Origin of the sequence: Nocardia coubleae NBRC 108252 (genome assembly GCF_001612805.1) — a bacterium.
GTDB lineage: Bacteria > Actinomycetota > Actinomycetes > Mycobacteriales > Mycobacteriaceae > Nocardia > Nocardia coubleae.
Window position 1 is genome coordinate 16633 of record NZ_BDBD01000011.1, and the last position, 14760, is coordinate 31392.

The following is a 14760-nucleotide window of genomic DNA, read 5'->3' on the forward strand; positions in this document are numbered from 1 at the left end:
TCAAGAAGGCGGTACGTTTCTTGAGCGACATTCAAGAAATGAGGCTGGTTCACATGGACTCCGACAACGTGGCCGACGAGCTGCGCCGACTCGACACCCGAGGTCTGCTTGCCCTGTTCACCACTCTGGAAGCCCCCACGATCGCCGAAATCGACGGCGAATACGCCGCCGCTCTGCTGGCCCAGCCGAATCTGTTCGCCGTGGTGACCGGAAAGGTGGCCGTGGCCAACCCGCTCGAGCCATGGCGGTGCAAGGCTTTCCGGCCTGTCGACGAGAACAGCGGGCGTGGTTACAACACCTTCGGCAGGCTCGGCCGAGTCCGGCAGCGCTACCCGATGCGTACGCTGTTGGCCCCGTCCCGCTACGACGGCGCACTGTCCTACACGCTCGTCTATCGCGCCTACACCTCGCTCTGCGGCTCGATCCACATGGTGGACGAGGTGCGGCGGGCCGCGCCCGGCGTCTACCTCGGAATCGGCACCTGGGGGTTCACCGATGCCCAGCGCCGCGTCCCCCGGCCCTTCCTGCTGACCGGCCCGATCGGCTCCTATCGCGGAGACATCGGTAAAGCCCGCCGCGACTTCACCCCGGGCACCCGCGAGCTGCCCGGCACGCCCGCCTGACACCACTCACGTCTCGGCCCTATCCGAACGAAGGAATCATGACCACAACTCCCTGCACCGCCCTGATCACCGGCGCGTCCGCCGGCATCGGCGCGGCGTTCGCCCACCACCTCGCCGCGAACGGTTACCAACTGCTGCTCGTCGCCCGCCGCGCCGATCGTCTCCGGGAACTCGCCACACAGCTGACCGCACGCCATGATGTGCGCTGCGAGGTGTTCGCCGCCGACCTCACCGACAGCGCCGCACCAGCCGCGATCGTGGACTACGCCGACCGGCAGGGCTTGCCCGTCGACGTCCTGATCAACAACGCCGGTCTCTCGGGCAAGACAGCATTCGCCGACACACCGTGGAACGCCCTGGCTGGGGAGATCCAGTTGATGGTCACCGCCCCGACCGAACTCGCCCACCTCGTCATCCCCGGCATGAAGAATCGCCACTGGGGTCGCATCGTCAACCTGTCGTCGGTCGCTGCCTTCGCCCCGCCCGGCGCCGGCTTGCTCTACACCGGCATCAAGTCCTACGTCCTCGACACCTCACAAGCCCTCGACATGGAACTCAAACACCACGGCATCCACGTCACCGCCCTGTGCCCCGGCTTCACCCGCACCGAATTCCACGACGTCATGGGCACGCGCGACAAGGCCGACCATCTGCCCCGCATCCTCTGGCAGCAGCCCGACGCTGTAGTCGCCGAGGGCTGGGACGCTGTGATGAAAGGCAAGCCCGTGTGTGTCCCGGGCATCGTCAACAAGATCTCCGCCGTCGCCATGAAGCCCTTGCCCGTCCGCCTGGGCTACCTCCTCGGAAAGACCTTCAACCCCTTCAAGAACAGCTGAAGCCGACCCGGGCCACCGCCCGGATCGGTGCGCCGTCGGCCCCGCGCAGCGGCAGCGGAAACAACGAAACCTCGATCGATTCGCCTGACGCCTGCGCGTTCGACAGCTCGTCGAGTGCGGTGAGGTTCTCGGCGATCACGGCGTGCGCACCGCACAGGATCCGGTGTGCGGGCAGGTCAAGGTCGTCGGTCCCGGACGGGTCGATGCTCGGCGCGTCGATGCCGACGGTCCGGATTCCCTTGTCCACCAGCAGTTGTGCGGATTCCGGGTGCAGGTATGGGTGGGTGAAGTAGTCCGGGTTGCCCCACCGCGACGACCAACCGGTGGCGATCAGCACGATCGTGCCGGGTGGCAGGTCGACGTCGAACAGTGCCGGTCCGATCGCGGTGTGCGCGGGCACCGATCGCACATCCACGATCCAGGCTGGTCCGACGAAGCGCTCGAGGGGCAGTTGATCCAAGGTCGGCAGACTGTCGTCCAGATGAGCGGGCGCGTCGACGTGCGTCCCGGATTGCGACCCGAGATGCACGCGCAGCACGTTCACGCCGTCGGTGGCGGCACGCAATGCCGGTTCCAGCAGAACTTCCGGATCGCCCGGGAACACCGGCATGCCGGTGTGGATCGGCCGGGTCAGATCGATCAGGCGCACCACGTCAGCATACGAGAGCCGTCGACCGTGCTGAGGCCGCTGTGCTGTCCCCCCGCGAAAACCGTTGGCGCTGCAAGATATTCGGCCGATAGCCTGATTAGACCCGCCGAGTAGCTCAGGGGAGGAGCGAACTATGTGGGACTGGGGGAGATCTGTCGCCGAGCACGCGGCTGCCACCGCGTGGACCACCTGGCCACCGCCGGAAAAGCCACCGACCGTCGTCGACCCACCGCCGGGTCGCGCGATACGACCATATGAAGCCGGTCGTGCCGAGTGGTTCGACAGGGGGCGAGTCGGGTAGGTACGCAGCACCTGGTCGAAGGTCGGTTTCCGATCGTATTCACGGGTATACGGGCCCCGAGGGAGGTGTCCATGTACGACCAGTTCACAGCGGCCGATGAGCGGCCCCTCTCGTCGGCCCACGCGCGCATCGCATTCGCCGACAATCTGTTGCGGGCCGCAACCCGACCGGAACGCATCGCCGAGGTGTTCGCGACGATCATCGGCGACCACATCGAAACCGGCCCGATCACCGTCGGCCCGGGTGGGTTGGTCTCCGCGACCGCGGCAGGCCGCACCGAGCGCGTGCAGGTCACACCTTCACAGACGGATTGCTGCCAGATGGCGGTGTTGGTACCGGTCACGTTCCGGATTCAGGCAAGGCTTGGCGGAATCCCTGCCCACTACCTCGCCGCGGCATGTGTGCGGACTCGGGTCACCGTTGTTCCCGACGCCCCGTGTGCGCTGGTGGTGCGGCATCAGTCGATCTCCCGGCACGATGTGACCATCAAGGTGCGAGCGAAGAACGCCCTTGCTCGACTCGCCGAGCCCTTCGCGCACCTGAACTCCCTGATCACCGATCAGGTGGTCAGCTACGTCAACAGCCTGGTGACTAGCCCGCGGGTGCGTGAGTTGAGCCGCATCGACGTAGCCCAGCTCATCGAACGCGCCTGGGACACCGGACTTGTCACCGGCCGCATGGTCGGTCATCAGTGAAGGTCGTGATCACCGGGGCGAGCGGCAGTGTAGGTACGGCACTGCTGCACACCGTGCGTGCGGAGGGTTGTGAGGTGGTGGGTGTCGTCCGGCGCCCACCCCCAGCAGACTGCCCTCCCTACACCGGTGTCCGCTGGGTTCGCTGCGATATCGGCGACCCGGCGGCGCTGCCGCAGCTGACCCACGCGTGCACCGGCGCGGATGCCCTCGTCCATCTGGCGTGGGCGATCAATCCGCGCACCGGAGATCCGCCGATGGAACGGACGAACCGCGTCGGCACGGCCAACGTGCTGCAAGCCGCCGCAGCCTGCGGGGTCGCCCACCTGACATGTGCGTCTTCGGTGGCGACCTGCACGCCGACCGCACGATGGCGACGAGTCGATGAGCGGTGGCCGCTGGACGGCATCACCACCAGCGCCTACAGCAGGGGGAAGGTCGTCCTCGAACAACAACTCGACGCCTTCGCCCGCGCGAACCCCTCGCTACGAATCGCACGGATCCGTCCGTGTGCTGTCGCGCAAGGCGCCGCCGCCGCCGAGATCGCCGACTGGGTACTGAGCCCGTGGCTGGCCCGTGCCGTCATCGGTCACCGCCTGCTGCCGGTGCCCCTGTGGCGCGATCTTCGCCTGCAGCTGGTGCACGCCGAGGACGTGGCTGCCGCGATCTGGTTGATCGTGCGCGAACGGGCGACGGGAGCCTTCGGTCTCGCTGCCGAACCGGTGCTTTCGGCGCCCGTTCTCGCCACGATCTTCGGCGGATTCCGGCTTCCTGTGCCACGGCCGGTGCTGGCCGCTGCCGCGTGGGCAGGTTGGCGGCTGGGATTGCAACCGTTGCACCCCGGTTGGCTCGATCTGGCCGACCAGGCGTGCTTGGTCGACGCGGGCCGCGCCCACCGAGAGCTCGGCTGGTCACCGAAGCACGACGCCATCGCCGTCGCCACCGAACTCGCCGCCGGGTTTCGCGCGCACCGACGCGGCGACAGCCCGGCGCTGGCACCGCCACGAGTACCCTTTCATTTCGGATCGCCGACGCATCAGAGCCAGGCCCCGCCGCGCCGGGCCGGGCCATGAGCGGAACGCAGCCTCGGTACTCGCTGAGCGCGCGCTTCGACGGTGTGAGCAAGGCCGGTCTTGTGGATGCGCACACGTGCCTGCCGCCGCGGCCTTGTCCAGCATCACCTGGCGCGATCCGGAAACCGCTCCCTCCCAGCGAAACCGGTGATGCCCGTGATTGCCCGATCCGTGCGCGAGCAATATCGCGCCGCGATCACCTCGTGCAATCGACATCTCGAACACGCGCGCGGAACGTGACGATGCGGTTTGTGGCCCCGAGCACCGGGTAGGCATCGCATACCCGCACTGGGAGGAGGACAGGTGCCACGGTCACTATCCGTCCAAACAGAAGACGAACTCGGTGGCGCGCTGAGTGTGTTGACGCTGCAACGCCGCGACCACCATCGGCTGGACCTGCTCTTGGAGCGCGTCGCGAACACCACCGGCAGTCAGCGCCAAGATGCTCTGACCGCGCTGTGCCGCCTCGTCTTCCCACATGCGTTCGCGGAGGAGGCGGTGCTGTGGCCGCTGGTTCGCCGGACCCTGCCGGACGGTCCGGCGCTGACGTTGCGGGTGGAACAGGAACATCAGGAGATCAACGAGTTGTTCGCCGAGCTGGAACGGACGGATCCAGACAGCCCGCAGCACCGTCGATTGTTCGAGCGTATCGCCCAGCTACTCCGGCAGGACGCGCGAGACGAGGAGGACCTACTTCTGCCGAAGCTGCAGGAGGCGCTGGATCCGCGTGCGTTGCGCCGGGCCGGCCTGCTGTGGTCGGCGCTGCGGTACACCGCTCCCACTCGTCCACACCCGACCGTCTCGCGACGGCCACCGGGCAACGCACTCGCCGCGCTGCCGCTGACCGGACTCGATCGGGCGCGGGATCGGCTCGACCAGGCTGCTCGACGAGTACCTGCCTCGTTGGCGGCCGGATGCCGAAACACCAGCCACGTCCTCGCCTCTGTCGCCGGAGCCGTCGAGCACCTGCCGCTGCTGCGTCGCGGCGAGCATTCGACCACGCGAGGCTGACACTTCCGAGAGGTTTCGAAAGGGAATGTCATGAGTTACATCGAGAAGGCCAAGGAACAGCTGACAGCTCTCGTGGGGAAGGTCATCGATTCCGCCAGTAGCGGTGGCGGTGCGCAAACCGTCACGATCAGCCGCCCGCGCGCCGAGGTCGAACAGTTCTGGCACGATCCCGAGAAGCTGTCGCAGGTGCTCGGTGACGTGGCCGGGGTCCGCGCCACGGGACCGACGAGCTACGAATGGGTTCTGCACCGCCGGGACGAGGACCCGATCACCTGGGATACCACTCTGCAGACCGAGGAAGACGGCCTGCGTTTTGTCGGCGCCACCGAGAACGGCGTCCACGCCGGGCCCGCCGAGATCCGCGTGACATTCCGGGACGCGCCCCGCGGTGCCGGGACCGAGGTGAGCTTGCGGGTCGAGTCACCGGTACCCGACTTTCTCATCGGCGCAGCCACATTCAAGGTGCTCTACCGGGCGCGCGCGTTGCTGCAGACCGGTGAGGTACCCACCCTCGCACACAATCCGAGCGCGCGTGCGGCCGCGCACTGACCTAGGAGGCGATACATGCGTGCACTCTGTTGGAACGGCGTCAACGATCTGGCGGTGGAAACGGTCGACGACCCCACACTGCTCAACCCGCACGACGTCATCGTTCAGGTCGGCTTGACCACGACCTGCGGATCGGATCTGCATTTCATCGACGGCTATCTGCCCGGCATGCGCGAAGGCGACGTGTTCGGGCACGAGTTCATGGGTGAGGTTGTCGAGGTGGGCCGTGAAGTCACCGCGCGCAAAGTCGGTGACCGCGTGGTGGTTCCGTCGTTCATCGGGTGCGGGTCCTGCTGGTTCTGCGAGCACGACCTGTGGTCGTCGTGTGACACGACGAATCCGAATGCCGAACTGCAACAGCCGATTCTGGGGTATCCGACCGGGGGAATCTATGGATACACCCATCCGTTCGGTGGCTATCAGGGATCGCACGCGCAGTATGTCCGCGTGCCGTTCGGTGACGTCAACTGCTTCACCATCCCCGAGGGCGTCACCGATGAACAGGCCCTGTTCCTCTCCGATGCCGTGCCGACCGGCCTGATGGGCGCCGATTTCTGCGACATCGCACCCGGCGACACGGTCGCGGTGTGGGGCAGCGGTGGGGTGGGCCTCATGGCCGGGCACACCGCCCGCTTGCTCGGCGCGGGTCAGGTCATCGTCATCGATCGGTATCCGGAACGATTGGCTCTGGCGCGCGAACAGTTCGGCGCCGAAACCATCGACTACACCGCGGTCGACAGTGTGCTGGAGGCGGTGCGGGAGATGACCGGGGGTCGCGGCCCGGACGCCTGCATCGAGGCGGTCGGGATGGAAGCGCACGGCACCGGACTGCAGCAGGTCTATGACCGCGCAAAGCAATTGCTGCGGCTGGAAACCGACCGCGCGACTCCGTTGCGTGAAGCGATCGTCGCGTGCCGCAAAGGCGGGGTCGTGTCGGTACTCGGTGTCTACGGGCTGACCGACAAGTTCCCGATGGGTGTGGTGACCAACAAGGGTCTGACGATCCGATCGTCGCAGCAGCACGGTCAGCGATACATGCCGCGGATGTTCGACTACATCCAGCAGGGCGATCTCGACCCGTCGTATCTCATCACGCACGACTTACCGCTGGAGGACGCGGTGCGCGGTTACGACATCTTCAAGAACAAGCGCGAAGGTTGCATCCGGGCGGTATTTCGCCCATGAACGGCAGCCAGCGCCGCCTGGGCGGGTACGCCGCGACGATGGGGCTCTACGCGGTGGTCGTCGCCGCCGTCGCACTGTTGAGCAGGGTGACCGATCGTCGACTCCCGCGCGCCATGACCGTACCGGAACTGATCACCACCGCCGCTGCCGCGCACAAACTCTCCCGCACTGCAACAAAGGCGGCCGTCACCAGACCCGTGCGAGCCCCGTTCACCGAAGAGGTCGGCACCGGTGGCCCCGGCGAAGTGATGGAGCGACCGAAGGGCCAACAGGGCATCCAGCACACGATCGGCGAATTACTCAGCTGCCCTTTCTGTTTCGATGTGTGGGCAGTCACGGCGCTCACGGTCGGACACGTCTTCGCACCCCGTACGACCCGCTTGGTAGCCGACGGGATGACAGCCCTGGTCGGCGCCGACTTTCTGCACCTCGCGTACGCCAAGGCCCAACAGCTGGCCGAAGGTTAGTTCGCGGTCACGCCGTCGGTCTACGTTCGCGAGAGCCAGGTGCCCGGAAGCTCGACCACTGGCCGACTCAGGTCTTCGGTCAGACCACATCGAGGAGTCACTGGTCTGTCCGGCCAGGTCCGCTTGCCTACGGCGCCGGCGCGAGTCTTCGGAGACCGAGCTCGCGCCGGCGCGTTGAGCGGCGGTCTAAGGTGTCGGTCGTGACTCGTCGAGCCGGATCAGGGGGCCGGCCAGCACTGCGAGCACGGCTCCGAGCAGGCAAACCGACGTCAGAGCCATCTCCTGCGTGAGGATCACGGCCGCCAACACCGGGGTGCAGCTGATACCCAATTGGAAGGCTGAGACCGTGGTGGCTCCCGCGAGAGTCGGCGCGTCGCCGGCGATGGTGAACACCCGGCCGTACAGGGCGGGGTTGAGCACAAACGCCGCCACACCCAGCAGAAATACCGCAGGAACGACGATCCAGATCTGTCGCATCGACACCGCGAGCACCACGGACAGAATCACGATCGCGCCGGTTCCGGTGCCCAGTGCCAAGTGGGGGCGCCGGTCGGAGATCCGGCCACCGATTGTCAACCCGGCGAAGGCCCCGATGCCGAACAGCGCGAGGACGGCCGGGATCCAGACCTCGCCGACATCGGTGATATCGCCCAGCATGGCGGCCAGGTAGTTGAACGTGAGCATGTATGCCGCGGTGGTCGTAATGGTAATCGCGTAGATCACCCACAGCTTCGGCTTGCGTATTGTGGCGAGTTCGCGTGTCACGACCGATCCGGTGCCTGGTCGGGCATCCGTTGCGGTAGCGGGAATCCCGAGAACACAACCGGCGATCCCGACCAGCGTGAGGGCGACCACGGCCCAGAATCCGCCCCGCCACCCACTGAAATGGCTCAGTAGTGTGCCCAAGGGTCCGCCTGCGACCATCGCGACGCTGAGCCCGCTCACCACCACGCCGGACGCGCGAGCGTTGCGGTCGGGAGTGACCAGGCCGATCGCGGTCACCGAGGCGATCGCGAAGAATCCGGCATAGGCGATACCGGCCACAACTCTGGAGGCCAGCAGTACCGGATAGCTGCCGAGCAGGCCGATCGCGATGCTCAGGGCGAAGACGACCTGTGTGGCCAGCAGTGCGGTGCGGCGCGGCAACCTCAGGCTGAGTACGGCGAACGGCGGTCCACCGAATACGACACCGAGCGCGAAGGCGGTGATGAGCATGCCGGCCGACGACAGCGGTACATCGAGGTCGGTGGCCACGTCGGGAAGCACACCTGCGAGCAGGAATTCGGCGGTGCCCATCGCGAACAGGCTGAAGCCGAGCAGGTATACCCCGGCGGGCAGGCGGTCGCTGCGTCGGTTCGTGAGCTGTGTGGTGACGGTCATCGACGATCACCTGCCGACGCGACGTCACGCACGGACCTGTCGATCAGGCGCACCCAGAAGTCTGCCAACCGTTCTCGTTCGGCCTCGATTCCGTCGACGCCGGTCGCGTCGAACTCCGTCGGCGGCATGCCGCCGCGGGATGGAAACCTATGCATAGCCGTATCCACTGTTTCGTTCATTTGTAAGCACCTCCGAGACGAGCATCGGTGTGCCTGTGCGGAATCGGCAAACAACCTTGCCGATTCCGGGATGGATTGGTTGGCTGGCCGGATGGATGACCAACCGACCGTGGGCGCCGTGATCGAGCAGATCGCGCCACGTTTGCGACGTGCCCGCGAACAGCGGAAACTCAGTTTGGCCGACCTTGCCCGGGCCACCGGTCTGTCGACCAGCACGCTGTCCCGGCTCGAATCCGGGCAGCGCAAACCCAGCCTCGAATTGCTCCTGCCGATCACGGTTGCGCTCGGAATCGCGCTCGACGAGATCGTCGCCGCACCCCGGATCGTCGATCCTCGTGTGCCGCAGGAACCGACCAAGAACGACGGCCGGGTGCTGGTCCCACTGTCCCGGCACCAGGGCGATCTCCGTGCCTACAAGATGATCATCCCCGCCCACGATGAAGAGCCCTACCTGCGGACCCACGAGGGCAATGAATGGCTCTACGTGCTGCGCGGACGACTACGCGTCCGGCTCGGCGAGCACGATTTCGTGATGGACGCCGGTGAGGCGGCAGAGTTCGACTGCCAGATCCCGCACTGGTTCGGTGCGGCGGGCCGCGGCAGTGTGGAACTCCTCAGCCTGTTCGGACGACACGGCGAACGCATCCACATCCGTGCCCGGACCTCCCGCCGCTGACAGCGCACCACGCACGCTCCCAGTTCCATACGGGGGCGACAACTGTTTCGACAACCTCGACGTCTTCTTCTGGTCGTATGTGCGCTACCGGGCGGTGCGCGCGCCGTCCCGGCGAGGGTCCGGGACGACGCGTGGATCGTCAGCCGCGAACCGGCGGTTCGATCATCGCCTGCGGTCGCACTCGACCCCTTCGACGATATCTCCGGAGACCATGCCGGAGCTGCAGATCCACCGTGCGCCGTCGTCGGGGCGTGTCACCACGAATTCGCCGTCGATCGGGCCTTCGGTGGGCGCATCCTCGCCCGGGGTGCAGCCGGTGCCGACGATGTCGGGGAAGTTCGGCTCGACCGTGGTGCAGGTGTAGGACCACACTGATTCGGCGGCGGCTGTCGGTGCGCCGAGCAGCAGCGTGCCCGCCACGACGACCAAGGCGGGTAGGAGCGTGCGGGCGATGCGAGTACTTGTCATGAGATCTCCTTGTTCTGTTCCGTGGAAGGACGAATCGGTCGTCCACCCGGAGCGGCAGAAAGCGTGGCGCGCCGGGAATCCGGGTGGGCCATCAGGAGAAATGCGAATTGCCATCGAACGATAACGCGGTGTGCTGGGCATTCAGGGGCGACACGCGTGCTCAGCAGACCACCAGATCCGCGGTCGGCCGCAGCCCCTCGACACTGCCGGGGGTGATCACGGCGAGGTCGTATGCGCGCCCGGCCGTGACCTGCCACTGCCCACCGGCCAGCGGCACGACCGCGACGCCGGGCACCGGTCCCGAGGTCCAGTCCAGTCGGCCGGCCATGGTCTGGATATCGGTGCGGTGCAATGCTTTTGCGATCGCGTCGGGGTCGGTGGGGTCGTCGGCGGTGCGCAGCGCGTGGACGGCGACCTCGAACAGTGCGTAGGCCAGGCCGAGGGGCTGCAACCACGGCCGTCCGGTGCGCTGGGTGTAGGCGTCGGCGAGTTCGGCGGCGGTGGTGCCGTCCAGGGAGGACCGGTAGGGGTGCACAGGCGTCCAGTAAGCCAGGGTTCCCACATTGTCCTGGCCTGCCTCGCCGCCGGAGCAGGTGGCGGTGGGTGGGTAGGCGAGCCAACGGGAGCAGGTGATCAGGCGCGGGTGCCAACCGCATTCGGTTGCCCTGCTTCGGAACAGCGTGAGGTCGCGGGTGGTGGCCGCGCTGGTCACCAGCTCGGCACCGCTGTCCCGGAAAGCGCGCAGGTGAGTGGCGAAGTCGGTGGCGGGCTCGTGATAGCCCGTCGGGTCGACCAGTCGGTGACCACGTCCTCGTGCGACGGGGGCGAAACCATGGACGTGGTGGCGCGACCAGTTGCCCTGGGGGCCGTCGTTCCACAGGCAGCCGACCGCCGGGCCGTCGGGCGCCGCGCGCTCCCAGAGGTCGGCGAACACCTCGGCGATGTCGTCGAGACCCCAGCAGAAATGGAACGCCCGCTTCAACGGCCGATCGCCCCGGCCGTAGTAGTACACCTGCCAGGGGAAGGTGCTGGAAACGCAGACGCTGCCGAGACTGTCGCACGTGTCGGCGACCACCGGCAGAACCTGGGTTCCGGCAAGGGTGAGCACGATGCGCGCCCGCTCGTCCCGGACGAGTTCGGTGACCGCCTGGCGCGCACCGTCGGCGGTCGACTTGCTGTCGCGGCCGGCGATCCGCAGTCGGGTGCCGCGGGGCGCCAGCCGGTGCAGGTGTGGGGTGAGCTCCGCGAGGGCGAAGTCGAGTGGGTCGCCCAGGCTGGAAAGGCGGCCCGAACGCGCGACGACCACCCCGATGGTCAGAACCGGTCGGCCTGCTTCGACCCGGGGGAGGGGTGCCTCGCTGCGGGCGGTAGGGCCTGCGTCCATGACATCTCCTGTCGATGGCGGGTGCGAGTGGACTGAACCGTGCGAGACGAGCGCTCGTATCTGCCGAAGGATCGCATACCGAGTCGAAGAATCAGCGCAGCCCGACGTGTCGATCGGGTGGTTTCGTGTGTTCAGGTCCGGACGGGCACCGCGTCGCGCACGCGCGCGGTGGCGCTGCGGGTGCCGATGATCGAGCCGATGATGACGAGCGGGAAGCCGATTGCCATGCCGATCGTCAACGGTTCGCCGAGCGCCGCGATGCCGAGGACGATCGCCACCGCCGGATTGATATAGGTGACCACGGTGGCCCGAGCTGGGCCGACCTCGGCGATGAGCGCGAAGAACACGAGAAACGCGGCGGCCGTGCAGATCACGGCCAGCCCGAGCACCGACCAGGCCGCGTCGGCGGGGATGTGTTCGGGCCAGGACACCGCGGTGAACGGGGTGTAGACCAGGGCCGCGAGCAGCAGCGACGCCGTGACCACGCCGAGCGCGGGCAGATCGGCGAGAGTTCGGTCGTAGATGATCGGGCCGATGGCATAGCCGATGGTCACCACGGCCACCGCGCCGAGCGCCGCCGGTGCGGTGAGGTCGATGTCGAGACCGACCAGCGCCGCCACACCGGCGAAGCCGACGGCGAGGCCGAGCGTGCGGCGACCGTCGAAGTGGTCGTGGCCGAGCATCGTCACCAGGACGACGGCGATCAGCGGCACCGCGGCGAGCAGAATGCCTACGGTGGAGCTGTGCAGGGTCTGTTCGGCGTAGCCGAGCAGCACCCACGGGCCGATGATCTCGACGGCGGTGTAAGCGAGCAGCATCCGCCAGCGCGCGAGGACGCCGCGAAAGGCGTTGGTGTAAAGGGCGACCGGTAAAAGAAGCAGGCCACCGATCGCGGTGCGGCCGAACGCGACGACCACCGGGTCGATGCTCTCGACCGCGATGCGGATCATCGCGTACGGCACACCCCAGATCACCCCGAGGGCGAGGAACAGGACCCACCCGCGCCTAGTCACCCGGCTCACCCACCATTTCTGATCCCGCGGGGAGCACGGCGCTCACCCATTTTCATCCTATGATTTCGGCGGTCCGGGCCTCCCGCTAGTGGCTGATATGACAACTTTCGTCAATATCGCGCCAGTTCGCTGAATATGATCGAGATGGCCCCGCCTTCTTTCACCTACACCGAGCTCACCGAAACCGGAAGGGCCGCTTACGAAAAGGCGCGTCCCACACACGATCGCACCCTCGAACGGGCACTTGCCGACGCCGAGGCGATTCCCGAACTCGCGCCGCTCATGGGCCTTCTGCACGGCGTTCCGGCGCCGCGCTGAGCGCGACAACGTTTGATCCGTGGTGGCCGTGAACCCTTCGACCATGGCACCATCGGTGCCCATGTCGACCCCCATGAGTACCGCTGAACTGGCCGACCGCACCGCGCGTGCCGTCGACGCCGCGGTCGCCGCCGGCCGCGCACAGGGGCTCACCGTGACCGACCCCGCTGTCCTGCACGATGTGTTCTCCGTGGTGGTACACCTAGCGCCCGCACCGGTCGTGGTGCGGGTACCGACGGTGGTCACCCTCCCCGTCCACGAGCAGTACCTGCGCCAGCGCATCGAACTCGATGTGGTGTCCTGGCTGGCCGGCCGGCAAATCCCCGTGATCCCGCCGAGCCCGCTGGTCCCGGCCGAACCCGTACGCCGCGACGGCTTCTCGATGACGTTCTGGCAGTACGTCGACCAGGACCCCGACGTCGAACCCGACTACGTGCGCAACTCCGCCCGCGTCGCCGACCTGCACCTTGCCCTGCGCGACTATCCCGGCGACCTGCCGTTCCTCGCCGCCGCCGAACCACACACCATCACCTCGAGTCTGACCGTGCTCGCCGAGCGGCCCGACCTCCTCGCTCCGGCTGACCTAGACCGAGTCCGCCGCGAATGGGCACTGCTGGAACCCCTGGTCTCCTCGCGCACCGCGTTCGACGCCGAGTTCCCCGGCATCACATCGCAACCCATCCATGGCGACGCGCCCGCGGTCAATATCGTCACCACCCGCACCGGCCACCTCTACGCCGACTTCGAACTCACCTGCCTCGGCCCCATCGAATGGGATCTGGCCGCCATGGGCCCCGAGGGGGCCGCCGCCTACGACGCTGCCGCCAGGGCCAACGGAACACGTCCGCTCGACCCGCGCGTCGCACAGTTCGCCGACGCGGTCGGCATGGTCCGTGCCATCACCTGCCTCACCCTGGTCGACCAGCAGCCGATCCTCGCCGACGCGCTCGCGCCCGCTCTCGACGCCTGGCGAAAGCAACCGTTCGCGAACGGGCTGTTCGACTGACAACCCACCGAGGAGTGTCCGCGCCGTAGCCTGGCGGCCCGCTCCGGGATCACGGTCGATCCGTACCGGAAATTCACCGGCTTATGCCGAGTAGGCCGAGGGCGAAGTCGGCGTAGGCGGTAGCGATCTGCTCAGGGGTGGACGGGCCGCCGAGGCGGAACCATTGTGGGAGGGCGGTACACATTGTCGCGATCGCGCGGCCGGCGGCTTTCGCCTGGTCGGTGCCGCGGTTGTCCTCGGCGAGGGCGGTGTCGATGTCTTCGTCGAGCAGGTATTGGATCTTGTTGCGGGAACGGGTGATTCGCTGCCGATCGGCAGGATCGAGGCTGCGCATCTCGCTGGCGCCGATGAAGGCGAGTTCGCGGCGATGGGTGTGGAACAGCGCGAGCGCCTCGACCGTGCGGATCAGCCGTTCGCGACCGGTGGCCGCCTCGCTCCGGGCTGCGCCGACCCGCCAGTGCAGCTCGTCCATCGTGAGGTCGAGTGCCCGCACCAGCAGGTCCTGTTTGTCGCGGTAGTGGTGGTAGACGCCGGGCACGCTCATGCCTGCCCGGTGTGCGATCGACCGCATGGTCGCGCCGTGGTAGCCGGTTTCCACGAAGGATTCGATCGCGGCGGTGAGCACGGGATCGATGTCCAGCGGCGGGAACTCACGCCATGCGCGGGTCGTCTCGGTGATCGGCTCGATGACGGCGCCGCGCGGACGCTGTGTGGTCACCGGGTTTCGTGACTCGTCGAGCAGCCACTGCGTCGTGGTGCCGAGTTCGGTGGCCAGGCGGCGGAGCCGGGGTACCGAGACGCCCGTCTTACCGGTCTCCACGGCACTGAGCGTGGCCGGGCTGACCCCGATGCGGCGCGCGGTCTCCCGCAACGACAGCCCTGCCGCGACTCTCGCTTCTCGCAGCCGCGCACCCAGATCTGTCGGTCCGTTGTCGAGCGTGTTCATGCTG

Annotated in this window: 18 protein-coding genes; 11 read left to right on the forward strand and 7 right to left on the reverse strand. The window is 67.4% G+C overall.

All coding sequences use genetic code 11. From position 1 onward, the window contains the following. The first annotated feature begins 53 nt into the window (after positions 1–53). Positions 54–623: a hypothetical protein gene (locus tag NCO8_RS09050; RefSeq protein WP_067638067.1), complete on the forward strand. Its 570-nt coding sequence runs from the start codon at positions 54–56 to the stop codon at positions 621–623. A gap of 38 nt (positions 624–661) precedes the next feature. Further along, complete coding sequence (locus NCO8_RS09055; protein ID WP_067638069.1) at positions 662–1459, forward strand: SDR family NAD(P)-dependent oxidoreductase; 798 nt, start codon at positions 662–664, stop codon at positions 1457–1459. Here the strand turns inward: NCO8_RS09055 and NCO8_RS09060 are convergent. Further along, on the reverse strand, positions 1446–2108 hold the full coding sequence (locus NCO8_RS09060; protein ID WP_084457103.1) for a cyclase family protein: 663 nt from the start codon (positions 2106–2108) through the stop codon (positions 1446–1448). The genes NCO8_RS09055 and NCO8_RS09060 overlap by 14 nt on opposite strands. A 372-nt stretch (positions 2109–2480) precedes the next feature. Here NCO8_RS09060 and NCO8_RS09065 point away from each other — a divergent pair, with 372 nt between their 5' ends. From NCO8_RS09065 to NCO8_RS09090, 6 genes are all read left to right on the forward strand, one after another. Beyond that, a complete protein-coding gene (locus NCO8_RS09065; protein ID WP_067638071.1) occupies positions 2481–3104 on the forward strand; it encodes a hypothetical protein in 624 nt (207 codons plus the stop codon). After that, entirely contained in the window at positions 3101–4174 is a 1074-nt protein-coding gene (locus NCO8_RS09070; protein ID WP_067638073.1) for an NAD-dependent epimerase/dehydratase family protein, read from the forward strand. The genes NCO8_RS09065 and NCO8_RS09070 overlap by 4 nt, the downstream gene beginning before the upstream one ends. Positions 4175–4477: 303 nt before the next feature. After that, the gene (locus tag NCO8_RS09075) at positions 4478–5185 is read left to right on the forward strand and encodes a hemerythrin domain-containing protein (RefSeq protein WP_067638075.1); all 708 of its coding nucleotides are present in this window, start codon (positions 4478–4480) and stop codon (positions 5183–5185) included. 30 nt (positions 5186–5215) lie between these two features. Then, positions 5216–5734, forward strand: coding sequence for an SRPBCC family protein (locus NCO8_RS09080; RefSeq protein WP_067638076.1), 519 nt, complete (start codon positions 5216–5218; stop codon positions 5732–5734). Positions 5735–5749: 15 nt separating this feature from the next. Continuing rightward, positions 5750–6919 carry a zinc-dependent alcohol dehydrogenase gene (locus tag NCO8_RS09085; protein ID WP_067638078.1) on the forward strand — a complete coding sequence of 390 codons (1170 nt, stop codon included), beginning with the start codon at positions 5750–5752 and terminating at the stop codon, positions 6917–6919. Continuing rightward, complete coding sequence (locus NCO8_RS09090; RefSeq protein WP_067638080.1) at positions 6916–7386, forward strand: DUF1360 domain-containing protein; 471 nt, start codon at positions 6916–6918, stop codon at positions 7384–7386. The genes NCO8_RS09085 and NCO8_RS09090 overlap by 4 nt, the downstream gene beginning before the upstream one ends. Before the next feature lie 186 nt (positions 7387–7572). On the opposite strand, the gene NCO8_RS09095 is transcribed toward NCO8_RS09090, so the two are convergent. After that, positions 7573–8766: an MFS transporter gene (locus tag NCO8_RS09095; RefSeq protein ID WP_067638082.1), complete on the reverse strand. Its 1194-nt coding sequence runs from the start codon at positions 8764–8766 to the stop codon at positions 7573–7575. Then, positions 8763–8921 carry a hypothetical protein gene (locus NCO8_RS31190; RefSeq protein WP_157104846.1) on the reverse strand — a complete coding sequence of 53 codons (159 nt, stop codon included), beginning with the start codon at positions 8919–8921 and terminating at the stop codon, positions 8763–8765. Before NCO8_RS31190 ends, NCO8_RS09095 begins: the two co-directional genes overlap by 4 nt. A 115-nt stretch (positions 8922–9036) precedes the next feature. Here NCO8_RS31190 and NCO8_RS09100 point away from each other — a divergent pair, with 115 nt between their 5' ends. After that, positions 9037–9621: a helix-turn-helix domain-containing protein gene (locus NCO8_RS09100; protein WP_067638084.1), complete on the forward strand. Its 585-nt coding sequence runs from the start codon at positions 9037–9039 to the stop codon at positions 9619–9621. A 162-nt stretch (positions 9622–9783) separates the two neighbouring features. Here the strand turns inward: NCO8_RS09100 and NCO8_RS09105 are convergent, their stop codons facing one another. The 3 genes from NCO8_RS09105 to NCO8_RS09115 all read right to left on the reverse strand — a co-directional run bounded on the left by NCO8_RS09105 (position 9784) and on the right by NCO8_RS09115 (position 12486). Continuing rightward, a complete protein-coding gene (locus NCO8_RS09105; RefSeq protein ID WP_067638086.1) occupies positions 9784–10089 on the reverse strand; it encodes a hypothetical protein in 306 nt (101 codons plus the stop codon). Positions 10090–10249: 160 nt separating this feature from the next. Beyond that, complete coding sequence (locus NCO8_RS09110; protein WP_084456813.1) at positions 10250–11473, reverse strand: ABC transporter substrate-binding protein; 1224 nt, start codon at positions 11471–11473, stop codon at positions 10250–10252. A gap of 131 nt (positions 11474–11604) precedes the next feature. Then, positions 11605–12486 carry a DMT family transporter gene (locus NCO8_RS09115; RefSeq protein ID WP_067638088.1) on the reverse strand — a complete coding sequence of 294 codons (882 nt, stop codon included), beginning with the start codon at positions 12484–12486 and terminating at the stop codon, positions 11605–11607. Positions 12487–12630: 144 nt separating this feature from the next. Here NCO8_RS09115 and NCO8_RS09120 point away from each other — a divergent pair, with 144 nt between their 5' ends. Both NCO8_RS09120 and NCO8_RS09125 read left to right on the forward strand, forming a co-directional pair. Next, positions 12631–12804, forward strand: a complete 174-nt coding sequence (locus tag NCO8_RS09120) for a hypothetical protein (protein ID WP_174550310.1) — start codon at positions 12631–12633, stop codon at positions 12802–12804. Between the two features lie 73 nt (positions 12805–12877). Beyond that, entirely contained in the window at positions 12878–13810 is a 933-nt protein-coding gene (locus NCO8_RS09125; protein WP_245655288.1) for a phosphotransferase family protein, read from the forward strand. A gap of 73 nt (positions 13811–13883) precedes the next feature. Here NCO8_RS09125 and NCO8_RS09130 read toward each other — a convergent pair whose 3' ends face one another. Next, on the reverse strand, positions 13884–14756 hold the full coding sequence (locus NCO8_RS09130) for a TetR-type transcription factor C-terminal domain-containing protein (protein ID WP_067638094.1): 873 nt from the start codon (positions 14754–14756) through the stop codon (positions 13884–13886). Positions 14757–14760: the final 4 nt, after the last annotated feature.